Raw genomic sequence first — 13,280 nt, forward strand, 5'->3', positions numbered from 1 at the left:
CTACAGCAAATATAAGCTATAAAAAAGATTTCACTGGAAAAATGTTACGAAATGAGCGCTAAAAACTCATCTTCGCTCATTATCTGCACACCCAGCTTTTGCGCTTTTTCCAATTTGGCGGGTCCCATATTTTCTCCTGCTAAGATAAAACTGGTCTTGGCAGAAATGCTACCTACATTTTTTCCTCCATTCTTCTCTATCAAATCTTTATATTCGTCTCTGGAGTGATGGGTGAACACACCGCTGATTACAATAGACTGTCCAGCAAGCTTATCAGTATAGCCGCTCAGATCTTCTTCCTTCCGGTTAAACTGTAATCCGGCAACTTTCAGTCGCTCTATTAATTCTCTATTCAGGGAATTAGCGAAGTAGGAAATGATGCTTTGCGCTATTTTCTCACCGATTTCATCGATATTTATCAATCTTTCAAGATCTGCATTTTCCAGTTCTTCTATGTCAGAGAAGGACTTAGCTATTTTTTTTGCTACAGTTTCACCAACAAAGCGGATACCCAAGGCGAACAACGCTCGCTCAAAAGGCACTTCCTTACTTTGGGCAATACCCTTGACGATATTTTCCGCCGACTTATCTCCCATACGCTCCAGATTCTTGATATCATCTACAGTCAACTTGTACAGATCTGCTGTATCCTTAATAAGCCCTAACCGGTAGAACATATCCACAGTTTCCGGGCCTAATCCGTCAATGTTCATAGCCTTCCGGCTGATGAAATGCTCGATCTTTCCTTTTATCTGAGGCGGACAAGCTGTTTCGTTGGGGCAATAATGCGCAGCTTCTCCCTCGTAACGGATTAATTTGCTGCCACATTCAGGGCAATGAGTGATGAACTTCACTTTTTCACCTACCATCATACTCCGGGCATCTTTGTCTACTCCGGTAATTTTGGGTATGATTTCGCCACCTTTTTCTATATAAACCATATCGCCGACATGCAAGTCGAGCCCTTCAATGATATCCGCATTATGCAGAGAGGCGCGTTTTACGATTGTACCCGATAATTGTACCGGATCCAGGTTGGCAACAGGGGTTACTGCTCCGGTTCTTCCCACTTGGTAAGTCACCTTGTTTAAGCGGGTCAATGCACGCTCTGCCTGGAACTTGTATGCGATGGCCCAACGAGGAGATTTTGCGGTGAAACCGAGGTTTTTCTGCTGTTTCAGGCTATTAACTTTCAAAACAATGCCATCCGTGGCTACAGGTAAATTTTTCCGTTCCGTATCCCAATAATGGATGTAATCAAACACTTCTTGCAGGCTGTGACACTTCTTCATATGGTCGGAGATTTTGAATCCCCATTGTGCAGCTTTCTGCAGGTTTTCATAATGTCCGTCGCAAGGAAGTTCTTCACCTAATAAATAATAAAGGTAGGCATCGAGTTTGCGGGAAGCAACTATAGCAGAGTTTTGTAATTTCAGAGTGCCTGATGCGGCATTACGCGGATTAGCGAAAAGAGATTCTTCGCGTGCCTCTTTTTCGCGGTTTAGTTCCTCAAAGACTTCCCACGGCATTAGTATTTCCCCTCTGATCTCAAATAATTTGGGATAATCACCATGCAAAACAAGGGGGATAGTACGGATTGTCTTCACATTATCCGTTACATCATCGCCTTTTTCACCGTCGCCACGGGTTACGGCACGTATTAATTTACCGTTTTCGTATGTCAGTGAGATGGAAGTACCGTCATATTTAAGTTCGGCACAAATTTCAAAATCTTCGTTCAGGGCTTTTTGAGTGCGATCATAAAAATCAGATACTTCACCTTCAGAATAGGTATTACCCAATGAAAGCATTGGATATTTGTGTGTCACTTGCGTGAAATTCTTATTCAAATCGCTTCCTACGCGCATAGTTGGCGAAGTTTTGTCCTGATATTCAGGGTGCTCTCGCTCCATATCCTGCAATTCTCGCATCATGTCGTCGAACTCTTTGTCGGAGATTTCTGGAGCATTCAACACGTAATAATTGTAGTTGTGCCGATGTAGTTCGGCACGGAGCTGATCTATCTTTTCTTTTGCAGTCATAGCTATTTCAGATTGTTTGAACGCAAAAATACAGGTTTCTCCTCTAATATTTGTACTTTTGCAGAAAATTAAAATTAATATGCGCATTGATATAATAACAGTTCTACCGGAGATGATTGAAGGCTTTTTCAATTGCTCCATAATGAAACGTGCTCAGAATAAAGGGCTTGCAGAAATACATATTCATAATTTACGTGATTATACTGAAGATAAATATCGACGGGTGGATGATTATCCTTTTGGCGGTTTTGCCGGAATGGTGATGAAAATAGAGCCTATAGAGCGCTGTATCAATGCCTTGAAGGCAGAACGGGAGTATGATGAAGTCATTTTTACGACTCCTGATGGGGAGCAGTTCAATCAGCCAATGGCCAATACACTTTCACTTACCCAGAACCTTATTATCCTTTGCGGGCATTTTAAAGGTATCGATTATCGCATTCGCGAGCATCTGATCACTAAAGAAATCAGTATTGGGGACTATGTACTGACGGGTGGAGAACTGGCAGCGGCAGTGATGGCTGATGCTATTGTCCGCATCATCCCCGGTGTTATTTCCGATGAGCAATCAGCCTTGTCCGACTCATTCCAGGATAATCTTTTGGCTGCTCCGGTCTATACAAGACCTGCCGATTATAATGGTTGGAAAGTTCCGGAAATTTTATTATCCGGGCATGAGGCTAAGATTAAGGAATGGGAGTTGCAACAGTCTTTGGAACGGACGCGCAGACTCCGCCCGGATTTGCTGGGAGAGGATTGAAACAGTTGTATAAAAATAGAAAAAGGACATTCATAACGAATGTCCTTTTTTATGTAAAACGGGTGCGAATGATATTCACTTGTTATTAGTTATACCTCAAGCGCACCGATAATTTCTTTTGCGGACTTATATCCATGCCTATCGAGATAGTCGTTTATACCTTCCGCTACTTTAATTGTAACTGTCGGATCAATGAAATTTGCCGTACCGATTTGGATGGCTGAAGCTCCGGCAAGCATAAATTCCACTGCGTCTTTCCAGTTCATGATACCTCCTAAACCGATGACAGGTATTTTTACCGCCTGGGCAACTTGCCATACCATGCGGAGTGCGATTGGTTTTACTGCTGCACCGGACATACCACCTGTTACAGTGGAGAGTATAGGACGCCTGCGTTCTGCGTCTATAGCCATTCCAAGCAGTGTATTAATTAATGAAACGCTGTCTGCGCCGCCATTTTCTACTGCACGGGCTATTTCAGCGATGCTTGTCACGTTAGGAGACAGCTTTACGATAAGTGTCTTTTTGTAAGCTGCGCGCACAGCTTTTACCACTTCTTCGGCTCCTTTTGTAGTGACACCAAAAGCCATTCCACCTTGCTTTACATTGGGACAAGAGATGTTCAATTCAATGGCAGGAATTTTGTCAAGTTCGTTAATGGCTTCCGCTGTTTTTACATAATCTTCTATGGCAGAACCCGAAACATTTACAATCATATTAGTTTCAATGTCCTTAATACGCGGATATATCTGTTCAACAAAGTAATTTACTCCCTTATTTTGCAGTCCCACAGCGTTTAACATACCTGATGGAGTTTCCGCCATACGCGGATATGGGTTACCTTCACGTTTGTGAAGAGTCGTACCCTTTACAATTATACCACCTATTCGCGTAATATCAATGAAATCGGCAAACTCTTCACCATACCCAAATGTACCGGAAGCCGTCATCACCGGATTGTTCATTATTAATTCTCCAATGTTTACACTTAAATCTGCCATAATAGTTTGTTTATATTAAAAATCGGACCTTCTTTACATACACATAAATGCCCTTCCGTTGTATTTTCTACGCAACAGAGGCAAGCGCCTATACCACACGCCATTGTATTTTCCAATGATACTTCACAAGCAATATCTTTACTTTTGGCATATTTAGCCACCGCCATCATCATAGGCTTAGGACCACAAGTGTAAATCTGCTCGAATTGCACCTTATTCAATATGGAATGTTGTGTCACATATCCCTTTTCGCCATGACTGCCGTCCTCGGTAGTCGTATATACGTCACCATAAGCTGCAAACTGCTCCAGTTGCAGCAAGTCCTTATCACTCCTTGCTCCCAGAAGGAACGTCGGTTTACTGCCGTTTTTAGCTAATTGCTCGCCCAGATAAAGCATGGGAGCTGTACCAACACCTCCACCTACTAACAGAAGCTTATCAGAAGCCTTTTCAGGCATTGTGAAGCCATTTCCCAAAGGAAGTACTACGTTGACCGTATCGCCGGCTTTTGCTTCGCCTAATTGCCTAGTTCCGTCTCCGATCAGTTGGATCAGAAACCATACTTCATTGCGTTGTCTATCTACATAATTAATGGAAATGGGGCGGCGCAAGAAAGTAGTTGGAGATCCGTCCACACGTATTTCCGCAAATTGTCCCGGAAGCATATCCGGAAGCGGAGACGGAGACGTCAGTTTCAATAGCACATAATTAGCGTGCAGTCGGACGTTCTCAGTCACTGTCAAATCTAAAATGTATTTTTTCATTATCCTATATAAAGAGGTGAATTTTATCTTCAGGGCACAAAGATAATGCAAATCGAATGCAGAACTTTCATGCTTGCATGAAAAAGTTCTGCTGAGATGCTTATCTTATCCAAAGATACAGGAAATTGTGCAAATAGTCGTTTATGAGTCTTACTTTTCGGGTTTAAACGTCTCGTACGTATTATCGTCGAAGAAAATTCTTATTTCAGTGATTTTTCTGGTAGGCCTTTCTTTATAGATAATCTCCTGTTTTACAATATCTTTAGTGGTGTTTATAGGCGTTTCTAATGCGATTTCCTTGCGATTTTCGGCCGGGCCTGTCTCTTTGGACGGATTTACGGAATTCTCAGCGAATAATGGATAGTCAAATCCACCCTCAATAGAAGAATCGGAGTCAAAGGACATTTTACTCATTTCGCCTTCTCCGGTAAGTAGCCAGTTCAGATTAATATCACTATATTTTTGTTGCAGACGAAGAATTACTTCCATGCTTGGATATTTGTTACGCGAACCTAGAATATGCGAGATAGTAGCCTGAGCTACGCCGATACTTTCGGCAAATGCCCCCGCAGTTAATTTTTCCCGATCCATAATCATTTTGAACCTATCTTTTATGCTCATAACTGTTGCGATATAGTGATATTTACAATTGTATTGTTTCTCTTTTGGATTACAAAAGTAAAAAAATGAAATTACAAAAGCAAATTAAAAATGTAATTTCTTAGAAATTACAATTGTATGTTTATTATTTCAAATGTTATTTATACAAATGTGATGATATATATTACCTAGATTTTAGACTCATATTTCTACTTTAATAAAACCGCGTATATCATTGGATATTATATGTATAAACTAAAATTTAATCTGTAGTATATTCCATATTACAATTGTTTTCTCATTGATTTCTCTGTTTATGAACTATTAGATTATATAAGTGTTATATATATACTGATTATTAGTTATTTAACTATTTTTTTATTCCTCGTTAACCCCCTATCCCATCACCGTTGTTATTCTATAATTACTTTATTAAAAAGAGTCTTATTACAATTGTGTATTATACTTTTTAATCACGTTTGTTATATGTACAATTGTTATATATTCAATTGTAAATATAGTGATATTACATTTTTAATATTCCATAGTTGAAATAACAACTATTTCCTTTTCTAATTGTATTTATTCTTGATGATAGATTCGATATTACAGAAAGAATTTGTTACACTAAAATAAGGAGAGTTCAATTGATATGTTCTAAAGTCTTCGTAATTGTAAATCCTTGCTTTATTTCTGTATAAATGATCGTGAACTTGGGATTTCTTAATTCTCAGAAGCTTATTTTGTGTGTATTTAATTGCAATACAGTGCATTATGCCCTATTTTTTAGTTCTAAAATTCTTTCATTCTAGAAAAATAGCCCCTTTTTAAGTGAGAAATGACATAATGATAATGAAAATAGCATTTTCTTCTCTATTACTGCTGATATAGTTAACAAGTATAATCTCTTCTAAAATAAGAAATGAGCGATCTATTTCCATTGATATGCTGACTACTTTCTAAATATAATTTTTCTTTTTCTTAGAAAAAGTATATTGTTTTCCTATAAAAATATGCCTGCTTTACTCGGGACAGGAGATTATATTATATAAAAACATATGGTCTATTTACATTAAACAGACTATATGCTTATATCAGATAAATGGTCTGTTCGCTGTATATAGACCATTTATTTCTGCGAATACGTTGTATGTATTTCAGATACCCTTCCACACTCTATTGCCTATGAACAGTATATTTGGGAATGGTGGAAGGGGGTGAAGGAAAAGCTAAAGTTCTCGTTTAATGAAGAGTGCATAGAAGAAAAAAGCTGTTAATGCAGAATCTTGAAGACTAGTTCGCGAAGAATATCTCCGTCACTTAAGGATGGATTTCCCACTCCTTTAGATTTTGCATCCGCATACCGTATTTCTCCGATAATTTGCATGGTCTTTACTCCATTATATCGGCGCATAGCTGCGAGATAGTCTTTGGCCTGCCAGGGGGTACGTAGTCCCAACATGTTGGCTATGCCTTGCTCCGATTTTTCAGGGGCATAATAGGCCAACATTAAGTTAGAAAAGAATCCAAAAAGTAAAGATAAAGTCATTTGAATTGGGTTTGTTTTCGGATTTTCTTCAAAATATTTTATTATCTTATTAGCTTTTAGGACATCCTTTTCAACAAGGGCACTGCGTAATTCAAAGTTGTTATAATCCTTACTGATACCAATGTTCTTTTCTATCTGTTCGGGGGTAACGCGTGTATGACCTTTTGGAAGTGTAATGATCAGTTTTTCCAACTCTCCTGTGAGGCGACTGAGATCAGTACCAACGAAATCGGCCAGCATGGCAGTGGCTTTAGGTTCCACGTCGATACCTTTGCGTTTCATATAAGAAGTGATGAATGCAGGCAATTGCGCATCCTTTACTTTTTTAGATTCAAACAGGACACCAGTCTTTTCGATTTCGGCAGCCAGCTTCTTTCTTCGGTCCAATACGCCATGTTTATGGCATATTACTAATATGGTGGAAAGCAGTGGTTTTTGTAGGTAATAAGAAAGTTCCTCCATATTACGGATATTCTGCGCTTCCTTTACCACCACAACCTGATGCTCGGACATCATCGGATAACGCTTGGCGGCATTAATAACGGTAGCTATATCCACATCTGCCCCGTAGACAACAGTCAGATTGAACTCCTTTTCCGTTTCGGTCAGAATATTGTCTGTTATGTAGTCGGCAATGAGGTCAATGTAATAGGGTTCCTCGCCCATGAGATAATAGACGGGACGGTATTGTTTCGTTCTCAGTTCCTTTAAGATGTCATCACACGTGATTTCCTGTTTTGCCATATTCGTTTTTACCAGTCGAATTTCAGATGTTTTACGGTTTTCTTCTCGTCGATAATCATACGCAGGGATGCGATGCCGATTTCAACGTGCTCGGTTACGTAATTTTGGGTAACCAGATTATCGCTTTTATCAGTTTTTACTCCTTCAGGAATCATAGGCTGGTCAGAAACCAGTAAGATGGCTCCGGTTGGGATGTGATTGGCGAAACCGCAACTGAACAGAGTTGCTGTTTCCATATCAACGGCCATGGCACGGGTTTTCTTCAGATATTCCTTGAATTCCTCGTCATGCTCCCAAATACGGCGGTTGGTAGTGTATACGGTACCTGTCCAATAGTCGCGGGCATGGTCACGGATGGATGAAGAAACGGCACGTTGCAACATAAATGCCGGCAGTGCCGGTACTTCGGGCGGGAAGTAGTCATTAGAAGTTCCTTCGCCACGGATGGCGGCGATAGGAAGGATAAGATCCCCTATTCTGTTTTTCTTATCAATACCACCGCACTTGCCCAGGAACAGGCAGGCTTTGGGCTGTATAGCGCTTAGTAAATCCATGATAATTGCAGCGTTAGGGCTTCCCATACCAAAGTTGATGATGGTTATGCCTTCTGCTGAAGCAGACGTCATATTAGCGTCCTTACCAAGAACGGGCACGTTGAACTTCTCCGCAAAAATATCTACATACTTGTTGAAGTTGGTCAACAGAATATACTCTCCAAAGTCCTCAAGCTTACGTTTTGTGTAACGAGGTAGCCAGTTAGCTACGATTTCTTGCTTTGTTTTCATAAGATTTCATTAAATTTGTTCCCTAAATACTTTCAGGGAGCGATTATTTAACTCACAAAAGTACAATAAAAAAGTAGAATTCGGAAATTTGTTAATCACTTATCACATATCAATATGTTATCGTTAAACTTACCTGTATTTGATGCTAAAGTCGTGAACCGTGAAGGGAAACCTGCTATTTTCGACGTGATACGACGCCGATATGTAGCACTGACGCCCGAAGAATGGGTACGCCAGCATTTCGTACATTTTCTGCTGAACCATAAAGGATATCCGCAGACATTGATGGCGAACGAGGTACAGGTACAGCTCAACGGAACGAAGAAGCGTTGTGACACAGTGCTTTACCGTCGTGACCTCACGGCACGGATGATTGTGGAGTATAAAGCGCCGGACATAGAGATTACGCAAGCGGTGTTCGACCAGATTACGCGTTACAATATGGTGCTGAAAGTAGATTACCTTGTGGTGAGTAATGGAATGCAACACTATTGCTGCCGGATGGATTATGAGCGGAATAGCTATACTTTTCTTCCGGATATTCCTGATTATCAGACGTTATAGTATCCACTAAAAAGGGCTACACCTAGTCGTGGCCGATTTTCCGACCACAACTAGGTGTAGCCCTTTTCAATGAGACTAATCAGGATCTGATCTAAATCAATGAACCCAATCAGGGTCTAAACCTTCTCAGTCTTTTCTTCTATCTGCTTCTTTCCCAATTTTTCCTGTATCTTCTGCATCAACTCATAGAAATTAGGGATATAGACTGTGGCAAGCAATGTATTCAATGCCATACCAAACACGACGGCAGCTCCTAGTGCAATACGGCTTTCCGCTCCTGCACCCGTAGCAAACAGCAATGGCATCACACCGAATACAAATGCCAGGGATGTCATCAGGATAGGCCGCAAGCGGATATGCCCTGCCTGGAACGCCGCATCACGAATGGAGTTGCCTTGTGCACGGAAATCGCGGGCGAATTCTACAATCAGAATACCATTCTTTGCCGACAGTGCCACAAGCAGGATAATACCGATTTGTGTATAGATGCTGACAGGTGTTCCCATGATGAGACAGCCAATCATCGCTCCCAACAATGCTACCGGAAGCCCGATGACCGCAGCTACCGGGCTCGTCCAACTCTCGTACTGTGCTGCAAGTACCAGGAAGGCAACAAGTAACGCCATTACAAACACAACGGTTGTCGTTGTTCCTGCCTGTGTCTCCTGATAGGCTACTGACGTCCATTCATAACCAAATTCATCACCCAGTTGCTCCTTAAAGAGTGCCTCCATTTGCTGTATCGCCTCTCCGGAACTGCTTCCCGAGGCTACGTTGCAAGTGACGGAGGCAGTGGAATACATATTGTAACGGTTGATCTGGTCCATTCCCAACTGTTCCTCTACCCGCATAAAGGCTGAAAACGGTACCATCTCTCCCGATGCATTCTGTACACTCAACTTCAGTACATCGTCAATGATTCGTTGGGCACGGTCCCGTGCACCGAGCTTTACCTGATAGATGCGGCCGAACTCAACGAAATCGTTCACATAAGCAGCTCCCATGTAGTAACCTAAGGAAGTAAAGACACTATTCAGCGGAATACCCATCAATTGTACTTTATCCCGGTCGATGTTCAGGAAATACTGGGGTACATTAGCCTGGTACTGACTGCTGACGGATGCTAATGCAGGTTTGGTGTGATAGGTTGCCATCAGCGTCTCTACGGCATGTTGCATTTCTGTGGCACCGAGGTTGTTACGATCCTCTACTTGTAGCTGTAGACCGCCCGTAGCACCGAGTCCGGGAATGGCAGGGGGTACCATGGCAAAAACTTCTGCTTCCTGAATTCCATAAGCCTGCGCATTGAAACGATTTACTACAGACTGGGCCGTATGTTCCCTTCCTTTACGCTCGTCCCAGTTCTTCAAGATAACGAAATAGGTGCCGGAATTACTCTGTTCCCCGCCTCCCATGACAGAGAAGCCGGATATGCCGATATAATTTTTCACTTCGGGATAGCTGTTGAGGATTTCATTGATCTCACGTCCGACAGCTTCTGTGCGTTCCAGACTTGAAGCGGGCGGCAATTGCACCACAGCAAGAAAATACCCGTCATCTTCTTCGGGAATAAAGGTGCTGGGCCACTTTATAAACAGGATCACAGCGAGTGCCGTAAACCCGGCATAAGACAACAGTGCAGCAGCAGGACGCCGGAGCAGCCAGCCCACGGTTTTATCATATATCCCTTGTGTCTTGTCGTACACGAAGTTGAAGCCCCGGAAAAGTGGCGACTGCGCAGGCTTCGTGGGTTGTAATATCAAGGCGCACAATGCCGGAGTCAGTGTCAGCGAGTTGAAACCACTTAGCACGGTGCTGGCAGCAATAGTCAGCGCAAACTGCTTATAAAGCTGTCCGGAGATACCGCTGACGAGCATTGTAGGAATAAATACGGCAAGCAACACCAGCACTACGCCCACAATCGGACCGGTGATCTCTCCCATCGCCTGAATGACCGCCTGCCGGGCACTGTACTGCCCCGTATCAAGCAAACGCGTGGAGTTTTCCACCACCACAATGGCGTCATCCACCACAATGGCCACGGCAAGTATCAATCCGAACAGTGTCAGTGTATTGATGGAGAATCCGAAGAGCGCCATCACTGCCAGAGTACCGATGAGTGATACGGGAATGGTGATACACGGGATGATAACCGCCCGCCAGTTCTGCAGGAAAAGGAAGATAACGAGTACTACAAGCAGGGTTGTTTCCAGGAAAGTTACCAGCACTTCGTCTACTGAAGCGTGGATGACGTCCGTCGTATCCAAGGTTACGCTATAATGGATACCGCTGGGGAACGATTCTGACAGTTCCTGCATCTTCTCTTTCACACCTTTGGATACATCCAGCGAATTGGAACCCGGTTGCTGATAGATGGCGATGGCGGCGGTAGGTTGGCCGTTCAGCCGGGATACGACGCTGTAGGATGCGGAGCCAAGGTCGATGTGAGCCACATCACGGAGGCGAAGCACTCTCCCGCCCGCTTCTGTTCGCAAGATGATATTGCCGAACTCTTCGGGAGACGAAAGTCGCCCTTTCACCGTCAGACTGTATTGATAGGCAGGGGCATCGTTGCCGGAAGAGATATTGCCAATGTTGGTGTTACCTGGAGCCGGATTTCCCGGCAGGGGTTGTCCCACGGTTCCGGCACTGACTTCTACATTTTGTGATTGAATGGCTTGGTAGACATCGGCTGCCGAAAGATTACGGATACGCAGTGCTGCCGGGTCCAGCCAGATACGCATGGAGTAGTCTCCCGCTCCCATTACATTGACAGCGCCTACGCCCGGTACGCGCGTCAATTGGTCGGTAAGGTTCAGGGTGGCGTAATTGCTGAGGTATAGCCCGTCATACTCCTTGTTTTCGGAAGTCATGGTGAGGAACATCACGATGTTCGACGACTGCTTTTGAACGGTTACTCCCTGTATCACTACCGGGGTTGGCAATGAAGCCTGTGCCACGCTGACACGGTTTTGGACTTGTACGGTTGCCATGTCGATATCTGTTCCGACGGCAAAAGTAATAGTGAGCGAATAGGCACCCGATGAGGAGGAATTGGAGGACATATAAAGCATGCCGTCCACTCCGTTTACTTGCTGCTCGATGGGTATACCCACGGTTTGGGCCACTGTCTGTGCGTTGGCACCCGGGTAGACGGCGCTGACCTGGACGGTAGGCGGCGTAATGTCCGGATACTGCGCAATGGGGAGTATGCCCAGTGTGACCAGTCCCGCCACCACGATCAGCAGTGCAAGCACGGTAGCAAATATAGGACGGTTTATGAAGAATTTTGAGAACATGAGCTTAGTATTTAGTTATTTACGATTGGTTATTTGCTGATGGGCTTTACTTTCATCCCTTCCCGCACTTTCATCAGTGCCCGGGTGACGTAGCGTTCCTGTGGCGAGAGTCCGCCGGTTATTTGCCGCAGACTGTCGTCTATCAACTGTCCTACCTCGATGTGGCGATATCGCACCATATCGGAATCGTTCACTACATATACATATTTTCCCAATTGATCGGTCCCGATGGACGCGTCCGGTATCAGTATTGCCTGCGATTCTTTGCCGTATGGCAAGGTGATGCTGACATAAAGTCCGCTTTTCAGTAAACCTTTCGGGTTGTCCAGGCGGGCACGCAGATTCAGAGTTCCGGTGCTTAGGTCTACATTTGGTGCGAAGTAATCGAGTGTGGCAGGATACGGTTGTATGCCGTCTTCCCCTAAGTTAACAGTGATTTGCCGGGGTAGTGTATCTTTCTGTTGTGCGGTTCCTTGTTGCATCAACATGGCAAGCCACTGGTTATCAGTGATATTGAAGTATGTATATAACAGGTCATCTTTATAGATCGTGGCAAGGGTAACTGGCTGCAGACTTCCTCCTACATAACTGCCCACATCGACTTGATTCCGGCTGACAGTTCCGTCAAACGGCGCCCGGACTGTGCAGTAACCCAGGTTCGTGCGTGCTGTATTCAGCGCAGCTTCGGCATTGCTGACTGCCGCTTGCGAAGTGGCAACATTCGATTTCGACTGTAACACCTGTATCTGGCTTACAGCATCGCTTTTCACAGCTTCCAGCATACGGGCATAGTTGTTCCGGGCATATTCCAGATTGGCTCGGGCGGTGTTCAGTTCCGCTTCCGCCTGTTCTACATTGTCCTGGTAAATAGTGGGTTCGATGACGAACAACACCTGCCCTTTCCGGACTCTGCTTCCCGGAGCATAGGCGATGGTTTGCAAGGTCCCGTTCACCCGTGCCACCAGGTCAACGGTCTTTTCCGAACTCAGATAACCCGGATACTCTTTAGTCAGTGTGATGTCTTTCACCACCGGGCTGGCTACGCTTATCTCCGGAACGGGCATCGCTTCGCGCGCTGCTTTTTTTTTGTCCCCACATCCCGCCAGCAGTGGAATCAGCGTGAGGATGATGTACATTTCATTTTTCATATATGGTTATGGTTTAGGAATTAT

Annotated in this window: 10 protein-coding genes; 2 read left to right on the forward strand and 8 right to left on the reverse strand. The window is 43.8% G+C overall.

Annotated elements, in window-relative coordinates:
- Positions 1-44: 44 nt before the first annotated feature.
- Positions 45-2,042, reverse strand: coding sequence for an NAD-dependent DNA ligase LigA (gene ligA, locus VYM24_RS17530; protein ID WP_330940503.1), 1,998 nt, complete (start codon positions 2,040-2,042; stop codon positions 45-47).
- A 79-nt stretch (positions 2,043-2,121) separates the two neighbouring features.
- On the opposite strand from ligA, the gene trmD reads away from it, so the two are divergent.
- Entirely contained in the window at positions 2,122-2,802 is a 681-nt protein-coding gene (gene trmD / locus VYM24_RS17535; RefSeq protein WP_291551241.1) for a tRNA (guanosine(37)-N1)-methyltransferase TrmD, read from the forward strand.
- An 89-nt stretch (positions 2,803-2,891) separates the two neighbouring features.
- Here trmD and VYM24_RS17540 read toward each other — a convergent pair whose 3' ends face one another.
- The 5 genes from VYM24_RS17540 to VYM24_RS17560 all read right to left on the reverse strand — a co-directional run bounded on the left by VYM24_RS17540 (position 2,892) and on the right by VYM24_RS17560 (position 8,245).
- On the reverse strand, positions 2,892-3,803 hold the full coding sequence (locus VYM24_RS17540; RefSeq protein WP_330940504.1) for a dihydroorotate dehydrogenase: 912 nt from the start codon (positions 3,801-3,803) through the stop codon (positions 2,892-2,894).
- Entirely contained in the window at positions 3,791-4,567 is a 777-nt protein-coding gene (locus tag VYM24_RS17545; protein ID WP_291551243.1) for a dihydroorotate dehydrogenase electron transfer subunit, read from the reverse strand. Before VYM24_RS17545 ends, VYM24_RS17540 begins: the two co-directional genes overlap by 13 nt.
- 150 nt (positions 4,568-4,717) lie before the next feature.
- A complete protein-coding gene (locus tag VYM24_RS17550) occupies positions 4,718-5,188 on the reverse strand; it encodes a helix-turn-helix domain-containing protein (RefSeq protein ID WP_330940505.1) in 471 nt (156 codons plus the stop codon).
- A 1,252-nt stretch (positions 5,189-6,440) separates the two neighbouring features.
- Positions 6,441-7,460 carry a DNA polymerase III subunit delta gene (gene holA, locus VYM24_RS17555; RefSeq protein WP_291551248.1) on the reverse strand — a complete coding sequence of 340 codons (1,020 nt, stop codon included), beginning with the start codon at positions 7,458-7,460 and terminating at the stop codon, positions 6,441-6,443.
- 8 nt (positions 7,461-7,468) lie between these two features.
- The gene (locus VYM24_RS17560) at positions 7,469-8,245 is read right to left on the reverse strand and encodes an AMP nucleosidase (RefSeq protein ID WP_115503377.1); all 777 of its coding nucleotides are present in this window, start codon (positions 8,243-8,245) and stop codon (positions 7,469-7,471) included.
- Between the two features lie 114 nt (positions 8,246-8,359).
- On the opposite strand from VYM24_RS17560, the gene VYM24_RS17565 reads away from it, so the two are divergent.
- A complete protein-coding gene (locus VYM24_RS17565; RefSeq protein WP_007218551.1) occupies positions 8,360-8,809 on the forward strand; it encodes a type I restriction enzyme HsdR N-terminal domain-containing protein in 450 nt (149 codons plus the stop codon).
- 116 nt (positions 8,810-8,925) lie between these two features.
- Here the strand turns inward: VYM24_RS17565 and VYM24_RS17570 are convergent, their stop codons facing one another.
- Both VYM24_RS17570 and VYM24_RS17575 read right to left on the reverse strand, forming a co-directional pair.
- Entirely contained in the window at positions 8,926-12,108 is a 3,183-nt protein-coding gene (locus VYM24_RS17570) for an efflux RND transporter permease subunit (protein ID WP_330940506.1), read from the reverse strand.
- A gap of 29 nt (positions 12,109-12,137) precedes the next feature.
- Entirely contained in the window at positions 12,138-13,256 is a 1,119-nt protein-coding gene (locus VYM24_RS17575; RefSeq protein ID WP_291551253.1) for an efflux RND transporter periplasmic adaptor subunit, read from the reverse strand.
- Positions 13,257-13,280: the final 24 nt, after the last annotated feature.

The sequence above is a fragment of the Bacteroides sp. MSB163 genome (assembly GCF_036416795.1).
Classification (GTDB): Bacteria; Bacteroidota; Bacteroidia; order Bacteroidales; family Bacteroidaceae; genus Bacteroides; species Bacteroides maternus.

Excerpts from the sequence above, each read along its gene's own strand:
- ligA (WP_330940503.1), bottom strand. The coding sequence starts at position 2,042 with ATGACTGCAAAAGAAAAGATAGATCAGCTCCGTGCCGAACTACATCGG.
- trmD (WP_291551241.1), top strand. The coding sequence starts at position 2,122 with ATGCGCATTGATATAATAACAGTTCTACCGGAGATGATTGAAGGCTTT.
- VYM24_RS17540 (WP_330940504.1), bottom strand. The coding sequence starts at position 3,803 with ATGGCAGATTTAAGTGTAAACATTGGAGAATTAATAATGAACAATCCG.
- VYM24_RS17545 (WP_291551243.1), bottom strand. The coding sequence starts at position 4,567 with ATGAAAAAATACATTTTAGATTTGACAGTGACTGAGAACGTCCGACTG.
- VYM24_RS17550 (WP_330940505.1), bottom strand. The coding sequence starts at position 5,188 with ATGAGCATAAAAGATAGGTTCAAAATGATTATGGATCGGGAAAAATTA.
- holA (WP_291551248.1), bottom strand. The coding sequence starts at position 7,460 with ATGGCAAAACAGGAAATCACGTGTGATGACATCTTAAAGGAACTGAGA.
- VYM24_RS17560 (WP_115503377.1), bottom strand. The coding sequence starts at position 8,245 with ATGAAAACAAAGCAAGAAATCGTAGCTAACTGGCTACCTCGTTACACA.
- VYM24_RS17565 (WP_007218551.1), top strand. The coding sequence starts at position 8,360 with ATGTTATCGTTAAACTTACCTGTATTTGATGCTAAAGTCGTGAACCGT.
- VYM24_RS17570 (WP_330940506.1), bottom strand. The coding sequence starts at position 12,108 with ATGTTCTCAAAATTCTTCATAAACCGTCCTATATTTGCTACCGTGCTT.
- VYM24_RS17575 (WP_291551253.1), bottom strand. The coding sequence starts at position 13,256 with ATGAAAAATGAAATGTACATCATCCTCACGCTGATTCCACTGCTGGCG.